The organism is Cellulosimicrobium sp. NPDC030954 (genome assembly GCF_055571305.1).
In genome coordinates, this window is record NZ_JBVIFN010000009.1 from 14,738 (window position 1) to 29,822 (window position 15,085).

The following is a 15,085-nucleotide window of genomic DNA, read 5'->3' on the forward strand; positions in this document are numbered from 1 at the left end:
GGCCCTCAACCCCCCGGTGCCCCCCCCCCCACCTGGCGCACCCCGGGGTCCCCCCCCCCCCCCGCGCGGGGGGGGGGCCCCCCACCCCGGGTTCGGCGTTTCTCGGGTCCGTGGGCGCCGCCACGCGATGTCGTGTGCTGTTACCTGTTGTCTTTTTCTGGTGGAAGTTGTTTGATTCTGGGGAGACGTCGCGGTGCGCCAAGGAGGGCGACCGCCGGACACGGGAGCCCGGTACGCCGCCGCGTCGGAGCAGTCCTTGGATTCACTCGACGAGGAGGAAGCACGGATGCAGTCCATGACAGCGGTAGCACCACCACGGGGCAGACCGGCGAGGATCGTCGTGGCGGCGCTGGCCGCCGCGCTGACCGTCCCCCTGGCCGTGGCGACGGCGGTCGGGGCGACCGCGACGCCGGCGGCCACGACCACGGACGAGGCGGGCGCGACCGACGTCGCGGCCCAGGACCTCGCGCTCGACAACGGCCTCAAGGGCGAGTACTTCCTGTCCGGCGGCCCCGGCTGGCCGCTCACCGACCTCAAGGCCACGATCCCCGACCAGCGGATCGAGTTCCCCAACCTGGTCCCGACGTTCGCCGAGCTCACGGGCCGCGGCGAGCGCACCTCCGCGCGCTGGACGGGCAAGATCACGCCGGACTACAGCGAGGCGTACACGTTCTCCGCGATCGGCGACAACGGCTTCCGGCTGTGGATCGACGACCAGCTCGTCATCGACCACTGGGTCGACGACTGGGACGTCGAGCAGAACTCCGCCCCGGTCCAGCTCCAGGCGGGCGAGGAGTACTCGTTCCGCATGGAGATGTTCCAGAACACCGGCGGCGCGCACCTCCGGTTGCGGTGGCAGAGCCCGTCGCAGGAACGTGAGATCGTGCCGACCGACGCGTTCACCTACCCCGACGACTTCGTCGTCTTCCCCGCGCAGGCCGCGCTCGAGAGCGACGGCACGAGCCTCAACGTGACGTTCCAGGGCGCCGCGGGCGGCGTCGACGAGAGCCTCGTCGACCACCTCAAGGTCCAGGTGGACCAGCTCGCGTGGCCCGTCGCGCAGGTCGCGGCGCAGGGCGACGTCCTCGGCATCACGCTCGCCGAGCCCGTCGACCGCGCGTCGACCGCCCGCCTGGTCTACGACGGCGAGGGCGACCTCACTGTCGGCGGCGAGAAGGTCGGCTCGCTCAACCTGCCGGTCACCAACGGGTCCGAGTTCCGGATCCAGACCCCGTGGGCGGACGACTTCGACCCCACCAACCCCCTGCCGGAGTACCCGCGCCCGCAGCTCACGCGCGACGCGTGGCAGAACCTCAACGGCGTCTGGCAGTTCGAGGCGGCGGAGTCCGACGACGCCGTGCCGAGCGGCCGCGACCTCGACGAGGAGATCGTCGTCCCGTACGCGGTCGAGTCCGCGCTGTCGGGCATCGAGCGTCGCGAGGACGACATGTTCTACCGGCGTACGTTCGAGGTGCCGCAGGACTGGGCGGTCGGGAGCGACAACCGCCTGCGCCTGAACTTCGGCGCGGTCGACTACGTCGCGACCGCGTACGTGAACGGCACCGAGGTCGGCACCCACCGCGGCGGGTACGAGTCGTTCTCGTTCGACGTCACCGACGCGCTCGTCGAGGGCGCCGAGCAGGAGCTCGTGGTGCGCGCCGTCGACACGACGGACGGCAGCAACCAGGCCGTCGGCAAGCAGACGCTCAACCCGGGTGGCATCTTCTACACCCCGACGTCGGGCATCTGGCAGACGGTGTGGATGGAGCCGGTCCCGACGGCGGCGATCGACGCCGTCGTCACGACGCCCGACGTCGAGGCCGGCGTGCTCGCGGTGACCACGCAGTCGGCCTCCGCGTCCGACGACGCCGAGGTGACCGCCGTCGTGCGGGACGCCGAGGGCGCCGAGGTCGGCACCGTCACCGGCGCCGCGAACGAGCTGCTCGCGGTCGAGATCCCGGACGCGCACCTGTGGTCGCCCGAGGACCCGTACCTCTACGACGTCGAGGTCACGCTCTCCGACGGCGACTCCACAGACACGGTGGCCTCCTACGCGGGCATGCGCTCGATCGAGGTCTCCGAGGTGGACGGCGTCCAGCGCATCCTGCTGAACGGCGAGAACACCTTCCTCATGTCGACGCTCGACCAGGGCTACTGGCCCGACGGCATCTACACGCCCGCGTCCGACGAGGCGTACGTGTTCGACATCCAGGCCCACAAGGACCTGGGCTTCAACACCCTGCGCAAGCACATCAAGGTCGAGCCCGCGCGGTTCTACTACCACGCCGACACGCTGGGCCTGATGATCTGGCAGGACATCCCGAGCGGCTGGTTCAACAACGGCGACACGAACCCGGCGTCCCGCGTCTTCTGGGAGCAGGAGATGAAGGACATCATCGACCAGCACCGCTCGGTGCCGTCGATCGTCGGATGGGTCACGTTCAACGAGGGCTGGGGCGAGTGGAACCTCGCCGACACGGCGCGGATCGGCAACACGATCGACGAGTACGACCCGAGCCGCATCCTCAACACGCACTCGGGCTACAACTGCTGCGCGTCCAAGGGTGACTCCAAGACGGGCGACATCATCGACTGGCACCAGTACACCGGCCCGGCCCTGCCGAAGCCGGACGCCACGCGCGCCGCGATCGACGGCGAGCACGGCGGCTTCTCGATGAGCGTGCCGGGCCACATGTGGCCGGGCGTCTCGGCCAACCCGTACGGCGGCGTCGCGAACAGCGAGGCGCTGACCGACGCGTACGTGCAGAACACGGAGAAGCTCGTCCGGCCCGCGCAGTGCTACCTGTCCGGCTCGGTGTACACCGAGATCTCCGACGTCGAGAACGAGCTCAACGGCTTCTACACCTACGACCGCCGCGTGCTCAAGATGGACGCCGCGCGCGTCAAGGAGGTCAACGAGCGCGTCGTCGCGGCGGCGAAGCAGGGCTCCGCGCCCGTCGACCCCGGCACCCCGGGCCTGACCGGCACGGGCCGCTGGTCGTTCGACGAGGGCCAGGGCACGACGGCGGCCGACGGCGTGGGCGACCACCCGGCGTCGGGCGCGGGCACCTGGGTCGCCGGGCACGGCGAGTCCGGGTCCGCGATCAAGCTCAACGGCACGAACCAGTCGTTCACGACCGAGGGTCCCGTCGTCGACACGACCGGCTCGTACACGATCTCCGCGTGGGCGCAGCTCGACAAGACGCCCGGCGGCGCGTGGTCGACGATCGTCGGCCAGGACTCGTCGCTCGGCTCGAGCGCGTTCTACCTCCAGTACGGCGGGGGCGGCCGGTGGGCCTTCTCCTACGAGGGCGAGCCGCGCGCCGAGTACGTCGTGCAGCCCGTCCTGGGCGACTGGTACCACGTCGTGGGCGTCCGCGACGCGGCCGACCAGAAGCTGAAGCTCTACGTCAACGGCGAGCTCGTCGGCCAGTCCGACGTGTGCGGCGGCACCACGCCGTCCGGCCCGCTGACGATCGGGCGCGGGCAGTGGAGCGGCAACCCCGTCGACTACTGGCCGGGCACGATCGACGACGTGCGCGTCTTCGACCGGGCGCTGTCCGACGCCGAGGTCGCCCAGGTCTACGCCGGCGACGACGGCGAGGAGCCGGAGCTCGACGTGACGGTCACCGCGCAGACGCGCTGCCTCGCGGGCAAGGCCTACGTGGCCGTGCGCGCGACGAACGGCGAGGACGTCCCCGTGGACGTCACGCTCGACACGCCGTTCGGGACCAAGGCCTTCGGCGCCGTGGCGCCGGGGGCGAACGCGTACCAGTCGTTCGCGGTGCGCGGCACGTCCGTCGAGGCGGGCGAGGCGACCGTCACGGCGTCGGCCACGGTCGACGGCGAGCAGGTCTCCACCGAGGTCGTCGCGCCGTACGACGCGACCACCTGCGGCTGACCGGCAGGCGCCGACAGCAGACGCCAGGCCCGCCTCGTCCGGTTCTCCGGACGGGGCGGGCCTGGCGTCGTGTCGTGCGTGGAGCCGTCCGTCAGGCGGCGAACGTCGCCCACACGGTCTTGACCGTCTCGGTGCGGTACCACCCGACGTCCAGCGAGAGCTGGCGGGCCATGTGGAGACCGACGCCCCCGGCACCGGGGATGCGGCGCCCGGCGTAGACCGGCTCGTGCGAGACGTCGTGGTCGGCGACCTCGAGGAGGAACCGGTCGTCGGTGCGGGCGAGCCGCACGATCGTCGGCGGCAGCCCGTGACGCAGTGCGTTGGTCGCGAGCTCCGACGCGATGAGGACGAGCGTGTCGGGGGTGGCGGACAGCCGCCCGGTCGTGACCACGCCCTCCGCCTCCAGAGCCTGGACCACTCCGGAACGGAGTGCCGAGAGCCCCTCGGTCGTGCTCAGCACCCACTCCCGGACGGGGCGGTAGCCCTCGGGCGGGTGGGAGGCGGTGAGCTCGTCGTCGTCGGTCGGGACCGCGATGGTCGGCAGGTCGTCCATGAAGCCCCCCGGTCGGTCGGTGCCCGTCAGGCGTTGCGTCGGTTCCCCTTGGTGACCGCGCCGTAGATCCCGAGCGTGATCAGCGAGCCGAGGATCGCGAGGAGCCAGGTCCGGAAGTCGCCCAGGTCACCCAGCGCCGTGCCGAAGAAGACCGAGCCGAGCCACCCACCGAGCAGCGCCCCGAGGATGCCCAGCAGGATCGTGATGATCAGCGAGCCCGTCTGCTTTCCCGGCAGCACCGCACGCGCGATGAGACCGGCGACGAGGCCGAGGACGATGTACGCGAGCCAACCCATGGATTTCTCCTTTTTGTCTGCTGTGCGAGTTTTGCCCCCAGGTCCGTCAGCATGGCAGGGGCTGCCGGAGCTCGCACGCCGACAGCCCGGCCCCCGTGACGACGCGTCGGGCGGCGCGTCTCCGCGGAGAGCCCGTCGAGGGGCGGCGGGGAGGGGGAGCGCGCGGCTCAGCCGGCCGAGCGCTCGTGCGGAGGGTCAGGGTCCGGGGCGCCCGCAGCGGTCTCGGCGAGCTCGACGAGGTCGAGCGCCCCGCTGAACTCGAGCAGCTGGAGCACGTGCCCAGGCGTGCGCAGGAGCCGGGGGCGGTACCCCGTCCGCGTCCCCATGAGCACCAGATGGAGGCCGCCGGAGTCCATGAACGTGACCCGCGAGAGGTCGATGGTCCACGGCCGGTGGCCGATCGTCGCGGCGAGGCGCTCCTTGACCGCGTGGGCGACGGAGAAGTCGATCTCTCCCCACATCACCCAGTGCCGCGCGTCGTCCTCGATCTGGACGCCGCCGGTCGCTCCGTCCGTCATGGTGGAAGGTCTCCCGTCTCGTGAGCGGGACGACCCTACGTGCCACCCGTGTCGTTCGCTCCCTGGGGCACCTCCTCCGAGCTCGCGCCGCACGCCTGAGGGCAACCGGACCTGCGCGCCCCGATCAGGGCGTCGTGGCGCCGGCGACGTTCACCAGCCACCCGACGCCGAACCGGTCGGTGAGCATGCCGAACTCGTCGCCCCACGGCGCCGTCTCCATCGCCATGACCTCCCGTGCGCCGTCGGACAGCGCGGCGAACCAGGCGCGCAGGCGGTCGCGGTCGGCCGGCTCGCCGAACAGCGCGACCGACGCGTGGTCCGTGAGCGTCGTCCCCGGCGGGACGTCGGACGCCATGAGCGTCCCGACGCCCTCGATCGGGAGCTGGGAGTGCATGACCTTCTTCGCCTGCGCGGGATCGTCCACCGGACCGATCGAGTCGTAGGTGCTGATGTCCGGCGTGACGCCGAACACGGTGCCGTAGAACTCGACGGCCTAGCGGGCGTCGCCGTCGAAGTTCAGGTAGGGGCTGAGCCGAGCGGTCATGATGACCTCCACGTCGTGGGTGCGGACCTGACTCCTGTAGGGACCGGTCGCGGCGCCCGGACTGAGCGCACCCGCCGCTGCGTCGGTCGGCTAGGGTGTGCGCGGCCCGACGGCGCGGCCACCGGACAGCGGGCCGCTCACCCGCGTGCGGGCCACGGACCGAGGAGCGCGACAAGGGGGAGCGGGCGTGCAGCGCAACCTCGTCCACGTCTTCGACGTGACGGGCGCGGACCCCGCGCTGCTCGACGACGACCCGACCGTCCGCGGGTGCCTCGACGCGATCGTGCGGCACGCGGGGATGACGCCGCTCGGCGAGGCGTCCCACCGCTTCGAGCCCCAGGGCACGAGCGTCGTGATCCTCCTCGCCGAGTCGCACCTCGCCGTGCACACGTGGCCCGAGCACGGCACCGCCTACGTGACGCTCACGACCTGCCGGCCCCCGGCGTCGGCCACGTTCACCGACGACGTGCGCACCCTGCTCGCCGACGCATGGGGCGCGGCCGACGTCGCCGTGCGGAGCCTCGTGTGAGCCGGACCCGCCCGCGGCTCGCGATGCGGGTCGGCGAGGACCTCGTCGGCGCGCCGCCACACCGCGCCACGCCGCGCGCCGTCGCCGTGCTGTCGACCGTGCACGGCGGCACCACGTTCACGTGGGAGGAGTGGCAGCTCCTCGCCCACGACGGCGCGGACGTCTGGGTCGAGTACGACCACGACACGCGCGACGTCACGCTGCTGCACCCGACCGAGGCGTGGCCGCCGGTCGTCGACCTCTCCGCGCTGCACACCGGGCGCACGCTCGGCCTGCGCCTGGACGGGCGCCAGTACTCGCTCGTCGTGCGCGAGCGCGGCACGGGCCGGGTCGAGCACGTCGAGGGGCAGTTCGCCGAGCCGTTCGTCGTCGGGCAGCAGGTGGAGTACGTCGACCTCTCGGCCCACGGGACGATCGTCTCGATCGAGCGCACGACCGGCCCGCTCGGCCCCGTGACCGCCGTCTACCGCGGCCGGCGCCTCGACGCCGCGGAGCAGCGTCGCCTCTTCGGGCGTCGCGTCGCGCCGCGCACGCTCCCCGGGGGGCGGTTCGTGGCCTTCGCGGTCGCCGCCGTCGTGCTCGTCGGGCTCGTCGCGTCGTGCACGGCTCGCGCCGCCACGGGCGAGGGGGCGTGCACGCCGCGCACCGTCGAGACCGTCGCACCGTCCGGCGAGGTGACCACCACCGAGCAGAGCGGCACGTGCGTGCGCCGCTCCGTGTACGGCGGCGGTGGCGGGGGTCTCGGCAAGTGACCCGCCCGACCGTCGGACGCCCCTGCGGGCGGGACGCCGTGCCCGGCCGCCGACCGCCGTTCCTGCCCGACGCACCCGACCGCCCCACGACCTGACTCCGGGAGACACCGTGATCGCAACCGCCGCCGCCCCGCTGGCGTTCCTCTGGTCCTTCTTCTCGACCATCCTGTACTCGGCGCTCGGCATCGTCCTGCTGCTCGTCACGCTCGTGGTCGCCAACAAGGTGTTCCGGCTCAACCTGCACCGCGAGCTCGTCGACGAGCACAACGTCGCGTTCGGCGTGATGATCGCGGGCCTCGCCGTCGCGATCGGCCTCATCATCGCGGGGACGATCAGCTCCTGACCGTGCTCGACCAGCAAGAGCTCCCGCCCGACGCGCCCGCGGCCCCCGAGGACGGCGTCGCCCCCGCGGCCGGCCGCGCCGGGCGCGCGCACCGCATGGACCGCCCGACGGTGTTCGCCGCCGCGCTGCTCGTCGCCGTCGGGGGCCTCGTCTACGAGCTCATCCTCGGGACGGCGGCGTCGTACCTGTTCGGCGACTCCGTCGTCGCGTTCTCCGTCGCGACCGGGCTCACGCTGTTCGGCATGGGCCTCGGCTCGCTCCTCGCGCCCCGGCTCCAGCGCACCGCGGGGCTGAGCTTCGTCCGCAACGAACTCGTGCTCTCGCTCCTCGGCGGCACGTCGGTGCTCGCGCTGTTCTGGGCGTACGCGTCGACCGAGCTCGCGTGGGTCGTGTTCGTGATCCTGTCGCTCGCGATCGGCACGGCGATCGGCGTCGAGATCCCGTTGCTGGTCGCGGTGCTCAAGGAGCGGGGGCGCGAGGGGTCCGTCTCCCTGCTGTCGAAGGTGCTCGCGCTCGACTACTTCGGGGCGCTCGCGGCGTCGCTGCTGTTCCCGTTCCTCCTGCTGCCGTACCTCGGACTCGTCCGCACCGCGTTCGCCGTCGCCGTGCTCAACGTCGCCGTCGCGGCCTTCATGCTCGCGCGCATGGGCCACCCGCCGCGCTGGACCGCGCTCGCCGGCGTGACGCTCGTCGTCCTCCTCGCCGGGTTCGCCGCGTCCACGTGGCTCGAGACGCGCATCAGCGCCGGGATGTACCAGGACCCGGTCGTGGCCCAGGAGCGCAGCGCGTACCAGCAGGTCGTCGTCACCGAGTACCGCGGCGACACCCGGCTCTACCTGGACAACCAGCTCCAGTTCTCCTCCGTCGACGAGGCCCGGTACCACGAGACCCTCGCGCACGCGGCGATGACGTCCGTGGCCGCGCCCGCGTCCGTCGCGATCCTCGGCGGCGGCGACGGCCTCCTCGCGCGCGAGGTGCTGCGGTACGACTCGGTGCAGGAGGTCACGCTCGTCGACCTCGACCCCGCGGTCACCGACCTCGCGCGCGAGAACCGGCTCCTCACCGACCTCAACGAGCACGCGCTCGACGACCCGCGCGTGACGGTCGTCAACGCCGACGCCTTCCGCTGGGTCGAGGACACCCCGCAGACGTTCGACGTCGTGCTCGTCGACCTCGTGGACCCGTCCACCGAGCGCGTCGCCAAGCTGTACTCGCAGGAGTTCTACGGCATGGTCGCCGCGCACCTGCGGCCCGGCGGCGCGTTCGCGACCCAGGCGACGTCCACCTACTTCACGCCGGACGCGTTCTGGCAGGTCGTGGCGACCGTCCGCGCCGCAGCGCCCGACCGGGCCGTCGTGCCGCTCACGGTCAACGTGCCGTCGTTCGGCGAGTGGGGCTTCGCGCTCTCCCTCCCCGGGCCGGCGGCACCTGGGGCCGGGGATATCGGGGAGCCCGACGACGTCCCCGGGCTCTTCGCGCGCACACCCCTCCCGGAGGGGCTGCGGTTCCACGACGCGGCGTCGCTCGCCGCGACCACGCGCCTGCCCGCCGACAACCCGCCGCGCGACCTGCCGTCGTCGACCCTGCTGTCCCCGACCGTGCAGCGCACGTACCAGGAGGACATGCGCGCCTGGCGCTACTGAGCCGCGTGCGCCACCGCCTCCAGCGCGTCGAGCGCCGCGAACGGGTCGTCCGGGCGGGAGGGGTCGGGGCTCGTCGCGACGAGCACGACGCTCGACACCCCGCCCGCGCCCAGCTCGGTGAGCCGGGCGCGGAAGACGTCGGGCGGACCGACGACGGCGAGCGCGTCGACCCACGCGTCCGGCATCGCGGCGGCGAAGGCCTCGGGGGAGTCGCTCGCGTCGCGCAGGGCGCGGAAGTCGTCGGCGAACGGCAGCGGGTCGATCTGCGCCGACCAGTCGGCCTCGCCCAGGACGGCGAGGTGCGGCCGGACGATCGCGCGGGCGGTCGCGACGTCGTCGTGCACCGCGCCGAGGGAGAAGGCGACGACGCGGTGCTCGGGCGGGGCGGCGTCGCCCGCGCTCGCGCGCCCCGCGTCGATCGCGCCGCGCGCGACGGCCAGGTACTCCGGGGTCACGGGCATGTCGAGGATCGTCCCGTCGGCGACGCGGCCGGACACCTCGAGCGAGCGCGGGCCGCGCACCCCGGCGAGCACGGGCGGCGGCGAGGCGGGCGGGGCGTGCAGCGCGACGTCGTCGACCGTGACGTACCGGCCCGAGGCCGTGACGCGCTCGCCGTGCAGCAGCGCGCGGACGGCCGACGTCGTCTCCTCGAGCATCGCGAGCGGGCTCGCGGGCCAGACGCCGATCTGCCGCATCCACGCGGGCATGCCGTGCCCCATGCCCAGGTGCAGGCGGCCCGGGTGCAGGGCGGCGAGCGTCGCTGCCTCCATCGCGGCGGTCGACGGCGCGCGCGTCGCGGCGGGCAGGATCCCGATGCCGACGGTGAGGCGCTGCGTCGCGGCGAGGACGGTCGCGGCCTGCGCGATCCCGCCGTGGAACGTGAGGTCCTCGACGACCCACACCTCGTCGAGGCCCACCTCCTCGGCGCGGCGCGCGAACGGCACGATCTGGTCGGCGGGCAGCTCGCGCGGCAGGATCACGCCGAGCGCGGGGGTCGTCGAGGTCGCCATACCGCGACCGTACTCTGACAGCGCTCCCAGGGGCGGCGCCCGCCACCGGCACCCGCAAAGCCCTGGCCGCGCCGGGAGTCGTCCGCCTACCGTCGTGGCATGACCGCGCTCGACGACGACGCCCTGGCTGCCCTCGACACCCACCTGCGCGCGGCGGCCGACGCCGACGCCTTCTCCGGCGTCGTGCGGATCGAGCGTGACGGCGACCCGCTGTTCGAGCGCGCGTACGGCGTCGCGTCGCGCCGGTGGGGCGTGCCCGTCCGCACGAGCACGCGGTTCGACGTCGCGTCCGTGACCAAGCTGTTCACCGCCGTCGCGGTGCTCCAGCAGGTCGGGGAGGGGCGGCTCGGGCTCGACGACCGCATCCACGACCACGTGGACCTCGAGGGCACGACGATCCCGCGCGAGGTGACGGTACGGCACCTGCTCACCCACACGTCGGGCATCGCGGACGACGCCGACGAGGAGGCGGGCGAGTCGTACGAGGCGCTGTGGGTCGACCGGCCGAGCTACTCGGTGACGCGCACGGCCGACTTCCTGCCCGGGTTCGTCCACAAGGAGCCGAACTTCGCCCCGGGCGAGGGCTGCCGGTACTGCAACGTCGGGTTCGTCCTCGCGGGCCTCGCGCTGGAGAAGGTCACGGGGACGACCTACCGCGAGCACGTCCGCGAGCACGTCTTCGCGCGGGCGGGCATGGACCGCTCCGGGTTCTTCCGCATGGACGAGGCCGAGCCCGACGTCGCGGAGGGCTGGGAGCCCGTCCGCGAGGGTCCGGACGACGAGGGGCCCGTCACCGGCTGGCGGCAGAACATCTACTCCTACCCGCCCGTCGGCTCGCCCGACGGCGGCGCGCACGTCACCGCGCGCGACCTCGCCCGGTTCTGGTCCGCGGTCCGGGGCGGCGAGCTCCTGCCGCCCGACCTCACGCGCGCGTTCCTCACGCCGCAGGTCAAGCACGACGACGGCGACACGGACGAGACGGACGACAAGGACGCCGAGGGCGTCGAGCGCGCGGCGAGCGTGCACTACGGGTTCGGGCTCGAGTTCGAGCTGCTCGCCGACGGCTCCGTGCGCTCCGCGTACAAGGAGGGGATCAACACCGGGTCGAGCGCGATGCTGCGCCACTACCCGGACGCGGGCGGACCCGTCCCGGTCGGTCTCCCGCCGGCCGGGAGGCCGGGCGTGACGGTCGTCGTCGTCTCCAACGGCGAGGCGGGCGCCTGGGACCCGGTCCGGAGGATCGACGCGCTGGTGCGCGACTGAGGTGGCCCCGCACGCCACGAGACTCCGCGCGCCTCCGCACGAGACCTCCACACGGTCCGGCCCGCATCGGCCCAGCGGGGTCGGGTCGCTCGCCTAGGCTCGGGAACCATGCCCTCCGGACTCTCGACCGCCCTCTCGGCCGCCCTGCCCGCCGCGTCGACGGCGGAGCCCGCGCTCGACGGCGTCGCGGGCTGGGCCGTGAACCTCATGGAGACGCTGGGCCCGGTCGGTGCTGCGATCGCGATCGCGCTCGAGAACCTGTTCCCGCCCCTGCCGAGCGAGATCATCCTCCCGCTCGCGGGCTTCACCGCGAGCCAGGGCAGCTTCGGCCTCGTCGAGGCGATCCTGTGGACGACGGCCGGGTCGATCGTCGGGGCACTGGCGCTGTACCTGGTCGGGGCGCTCGTCGGGCGCGAGCGCACGCGCTGGATCGCGGAGCGGCTGCCGCTCGTCAAGGTCGCGGACGTCGACCGCACCGAGCAGTTCTTCCTCAAGCACGGCGGCGCGACCGTCTTCTTCGGCCGCTTCATCCCGATCTTCCGCAGCCTCATCTCGATCCCGGCCGGGGTCGAGCGCATGCCGCTGTGGAAGTTCACCGCGCTCACCGCCGCGGGCAGCCTTGTGTGGAACACGATCTTCGTCTACGCCGGGTACGCGCTCGGCGAGCAGTGGCACGTCGTGGAGGAGTACGCGGGCGTGCTCCAGAAGGTCGTCATCGCGGTCGTCGCGGCCGCGGTCGTGTGGTTCGTCGTGACGCGCGTCTGGCGCTGGGTGAACGACGACGAGCGCCCCGCCCACGCGCGCGGCGGGCGGTCCTCGTCTCCCGCCCGGGACGACGCCTGACCGCTCCCGACGCCTGACGGTCCGGACCCGGAGCGTCCCGACGCCGGGTGTCCCCGCGCTCGTGTCGCGGCCGCGCCCCGTGGCCGCCCGCCCGCGCGGTCGGGACGGGCCTGGCGGATGATCGGAGCGTGCCCGACGAGACCCCCCGACCGAGCGCGTCGCCGAGCCCGTCACCGAGCCCGTCACCGAGCGCGTCGTCCGGCGCGTCGCGAGCCGCGCCCGCCGCCGGGGCCGACGGGGCGCTCGTCGCGACGGGGCGGCACTCCCCGCTCGCGGCCCAGCGGCACCGCGTCCGCGTGCGCCGGGTCGCCGCGACCGTCGTCGTGGTCCTGGCGGTGCTCTCGCTCGCGGGCCTCGTCGCGCGGCGGCTCTGGGAGCGGCTGACCGTCTTCCAGGACTTCCTGCCGGGCGTCGAGGCGAGCAGCCGTGCGTCGAGCATCCTGCTCGCCGCACTCGTGCTGCTCCTCACGGCGCGCGGGCTGCGCAACGGCCACCGCCTCTCGTGGGTCGTCACGTGCGCGGTCCTGGGCCTGACGGCGGTCGCGCACCTGGTGCACCACCGGCACGCGCTGCCCGCGGCCGTCGTGCTGCTCGCGGTCGGGTGGCTCCTCACGCAGTGGCGCGCGTTCCCCGTCCTGCCCACGCAGCGCGCGGTGCGCCGGGCCGTGCTGCTCCTCGTCGCGATCGGGGTCGCGCTCGTCCTCGTCGTGGTCGCGGTCGCCGTGGTGCTCGCGGCGCGCGACGCGGGCGACGCCGAGCTCGAGAGCGCGGCCCGCGGGATCGCCGTCGTCGCGACGGTGCTGAACCTCGTGCTCGTGGTGCTCGTGCTCTGGTGGCTGCTCTCCCCGCGGTCGCCCAGGCCTGCGACGCCCGCGGAGCACCTCGCCGAGCGGGAGAAGGCGCGCGCCGTCGTGGCCGCGCACGGGGGCGGCACGCTCGACTACTTCGCCCTGCGCGACGACAAGGACTGGTTCTTCGTCGGCCACGGCGTCGTCGCCCACTCGGTCCGCAACGGCGTCTGCCTCGTCTCTCCCGACCCGGTCTGCCCGTCCGCCGAGCGCGAGCTCGTCTGGGCCGAGTTCCTCGACCACGTCGCGCGCAACGGCTGGAAGGTCGCGGTCGTGGCGGCGGGCGAGCCGTGGCTGCCCGTCTACGAGGCGTCGGGCCTGCTCCCGGCCTACCTCGGCGACGAGGCCACCGTCGACTGCCCGTCGTTCACGCTCGAGGGCAAGGCCCACAAGTCGCTGCGCCAGGCCGTGAACCGCGTCGCGCGCGCCGGGTACACGACGACGTTCCACGACCCCACGACCCTCGACCCCGCGCTGCGCGACCAGGTCGTCGCGATGAGCGACGAGTCCCGGCGCGGCGAGGACGAGCGGGGGTTCTCCATGACGCTCTCGCGCCTGTTCGACCCGCACGACACCGGCCTCATGCTGTCCGTCACCCGGTCCGCCGAGGGGCGCGTGGACGCGTTCTGCCAGTGGGTGCCCGCGAGCGACATCGACGGCTGGTCGCTCGACGTCATGCGCCGCCGCCTCGACGTCCCCGACCTGCCGAACGGTCTCGTCGACGCGACGATCGTCGCGACGGTCGCGGAGCTCGTCGCGCGCGGCCAGCGCGGGCTGGGCCTCAACTTCGCCGTCCTGCGCGAGCTCATGGAGGGCGAGCGCGACTCGCGGCTCGACCAGCTCGTGCGGCCCGTCGTCAAGAAGTTCTCCGAGGGCACGCAGGTGGAGACGCTCGCGACGTTCAACGACAAGTTCGACCCCGGCTGGACCCGCCGCTACGTCGTCCTCGACTCGGCGGAGCAGGCCGCCGCGCAGGCGCTCGTCATGGCCGGCGCGGAGGGGGTCACGGAGATCCCCGTGATCGGCCGGTTCCTGCGCGGGGTGGGCACCGCGCCGACGGAGCCCGCTCCGGGCGTCGCGCCGTCCCGACCCGCCGCCGCGGCGGGGGACGAGACCTCGTGATCCTGTCGCTCCTCGCCGCCGTCGCCGCCAGCGTCCTGTACGCGGTGAGCACGATCATGCAGGCCGTCGCGACGCGGCGCGCCCACGGCCTCGCGGCCGTCGCGCAGCCGCTCGTCATCGGCGGGCTGGTGATCGACGGCGTCGCGTGGCTCCTCTCGCTGCTCGCCCTCGACCACCTGCCGCTGTTCGTCGTGCAGGCCGTCGTCGCGGCGTCGCTCGTCGTCGTCGTGCTGCTCGCGCGGCTCGTGCTCGGCGCGACGCTGCGCCGCACGGACCTCGTGGCGATGGGCGTCGTCGTCCTGGGTCTCGTCGTGCTGGCGCTCGCCGCGGGGGAGCAGCCCGCGACGCACCCGCCGGCGGGCTTCGCGACGTGGGTGAACGTCGCCGGGGCCGCCGTCGCGGTGGGCACGGCCGCGGCGTACCGGCGCGGGCACCCCGTGCTCCTCGCCGTGCTCGGCGGCCTCGGGTACTCGGTGGCGGCGGTCGCCGCGCGCGGCGCGCACGCGTCCGGCGACCTGCTCGACACCGTCTTCCAGCCGCTCGCCGTCGCGATCGTGCTGGGCGGCGTCGCGGGCGCGCTCGCGTACCTGCGCGCGCTCGAGCGCGGCGCGGTGGGCACGGTCGCCGCGACCGTGTCCGTCCTCGAGGTGCTCGTGCCCGGGATCGTCGGGCTCGCGGTGCTGGGCGACGTCGTGCGGTCGGGCTGGGCCGTGCCCACGGTGGTCGCGACGCTCGCCGCGGTGGGCGGCTGCGTCGTCCTCGCGACGAGCCCGGCGAACGCCGCCGCAGAGGAGTCGGCCCCCACCCCCGCGGCCCCGGACACGACCTAGGGTGGGCCGGATCGACCCGTCGAACCCGGGGTCGCTCCCCACGCGCACGGCTTCCTGAGGAGATGTCCCGGGTTCGGCACCGAGGGAGGA

General features: G+C 73.8%; 14 protein-coding genes. 9 read left to right on the forward strand and 5 right to left on the reverse strand.

What is annotated here, in order from left to right; genetic code table 11:
• Positions 1 to 340 precede the first annotated feature (340 nt).
• On the forward strand, positions 341 to 3,901 hold the full coding sequence (locus ACZ402_RS16125) for a LamG-like jellyroll fold domain-containing protein (RefSeq protein ID WP_375824112.1): 3,561 nt from the start codon (positions 341 to 343) through the stop codon (positions 3,899 to 3,901).
• A 91-nt stretch (positions 3,902 to 3,992) separates the two neighbouring features.
• Here the strand turns inward: ACZ402_RS16125 and ACZ402_RS16130 are convergent, their stop codons facing one another.
• From ACZ402_RS16130 to ACZ402_RS16145, 4 genes are all read right to left on the reverse strand, one after another.
• Complete coding sequence (locus ACZ402_RS16130) at positions 3,993 to 4,454, reverse strand: ATP-binding protein (RefSeq protein ID WP_375824110.1); 462 nt, start codon at positions 4,452 to 4,454, stop codon at positions 3,993 to 3,995.
• Positions 4,455 to 4,480: 26 nt separating this feature from the next.
• Positions 4,481 to 4,750: a GlsB/YeaQ/YmgE family stress response membrane protein gene (locus tag ACZ402_RS16135; RefSeq protein ID WP_053369168.1), complete on the reverse strand. Its 270-nt coding sequence runs from the start codon at positions 4,748 to 4,750 to the stop codon at positions 4,481 to 4,483.
• Between the two features lie 167 nt (positions 4,751 to 4,917).
• Positions 4,918 to 5,268, reverse strand: coding sequence for an STAS domain-containing protein (locus ACZ402_RS16140; protein WP_375824108.1), 351 nt, complete (start codon positions 5,266 to 5,268; stop codon positions 4,918 to 4,920).
• Positions 5,269 to 5,392: 124 nt separating this feature from the next.
• Positions 5,393 to 5,740 (reverse strand): VOC family protein, encoded by a 348-nt coding sequence (locus tag ACZ402_RS16145; RefSeq protein ID WP_375824107.1) that lies wholly within the window; start codon positions 5,738 to 5,740, stop codon positions 5,393 to 5,395.
• A gap of 259 nt (positions 5,741 to 5,999) precedes the next feature.
• On the opposite strand from ACZ402_RS16145, the gene ACZ402_RS16150 reads away from it, so the two are divergent.
• The 4 genes from ACZ402_RS16150 (at position 6,000) to ACZ402_RS16165 (ending at position 9,079) form a co-directional block, all read left to right on the forward strand.
• Complete coding sequence (locus tag ACZ402_RS16150) at positions 6,000 to 6,341, forward strand: S-adenosylmethionine decarboxylase family protein (RefSeq protein WP_375824105.1); 342 nt, start codon at positions 6,000 to 6,002, stop codon at positions 6,339 to 6,341.
• On the forward strand, positions 6,338 to 7,093 hold the full coding sequence (locus tag ACZ402_RS16155) for a DUF4178 domain-containing protein (RefSeq protein WP_375824104.1): 756 nt from the start codon (positions 6,338 to 6,340) through the stop codon (positions 7,091 to 7,093). Before ACZ402_RS16150 ends, ACZ402_RS16155 begins: the two co-directional genes overlap by 4 nt.
• Positions 7,094 to 7,202: 109 nt before the next feature.
• Positions 7,203 to 7,436: a DUF350 domain-containing protein gene (locus ACZ402_RS16160; RefSeq protein WP_047231757.1), complete on the forward strand. Its 234-nt coding sequence runs from the start codon at positions 7,203 to 7,205 to the stop codon at positions 7,434 to 7,436.
• A 2-nt stretch (positions 7,437 to 7,438) separates the two neighbouring features.
• Positions 7,439 to 9,079 (forward strand): polyamine aminopropyltransferase, encoded by a 1,641-nt coding sequence (locus ACZ402_RS16165; protein ID WP_375824102.1) that lies wholly within the window; start codon positions 7,439 to 7,441, stop codon positions 9,077 to 9,079.
• Here ACZ402_RS16165 and ACZ402_RS16170 read toward each other — a convergent pair.
• Positions 9,073 to 10,089, reverse strand: a complete 1,017-nt coding sequence (locus tag ACZ402_RS16170; RefSeq protein WP_375824101.1) for an LLM class flavin-dependent oxidoreductase — start codon at positions 10,087 to 10,089, stop codon at positions 9,073 to 9,075. The two genes, ACZ402_RS16165 and ACZ402_RS16170, sit on opposite strands and share 7 nt — an antisense overlap.
• Positions 10,090 to 10,188: 99 nt before the next feature.
• On the opposite strand from ACZ402_RS16170, the gene ACZ402_RS16175 reads away from it, so the two are divergent.
• From ACZ402_RS16175 to ACZ402_RS16190, 4 genes are all read left to right on the forward strand, one after another.
• Positions 10,189 to 11,352 (forward strand): serine hydrolase domain-containing protein, encoded by a 1,164-nt coding sequence (locus ACZ402_RS16175; RefSeq protein WP_375824099.1) that lies wholly within the window; start codon positions 10,189 to 10,191, stop codon positions 11,350 to 11,352.
• 108 nt (positions 11,353 to 11,460) lie between these two features.
• Positions 11,461 to 12,195 carry a DedA family protein gene (locus tag ACZ402_RS16180; protein WP_375824098.1) on the forward strand — a complete coding sequence of 245 codons (735 nt, stop codon included), beginning with the start codon at positions 11,461 to 11,463 and terminating at the stop codon, positions 12,193 to 12,195.
• A gap of 128 nt (positions 12,196 to 12,323) precedes the next feature.
• Positions 12,324 to 14,165, forward strand: a complete 1,842-nt coding sequence (locus ACZ402_RS16185; protein WP_375824096.1) for a bifunctional lysylphosphatidylglycerol flippase/synthetase MprF — start codon at positions 12,324 to 12,326, stop codon at positions 14,163 to 14,165.
• Positions 14,162 to 14,995 carry a hypothetical protein gene (locus tag ACZ402_RS16190; RefSeq protein ID WP_375824095.1) on the forward strand — a complete coding sequence of 278 codons (834 nt, stop codon included), beginning with the start codon at positions 14,162 to 14,164 and terminating at the stop codon, positions 14,993 to 14,995. The genes ACZ402_RS16185 and ACZ402_RS16190 overlap by 4 nt, the downstream gene beginning before the upstream one ends.
• The last annotated feature ends 90 nt before the right edge of the window (positions 14,996 to 15,085 follow it).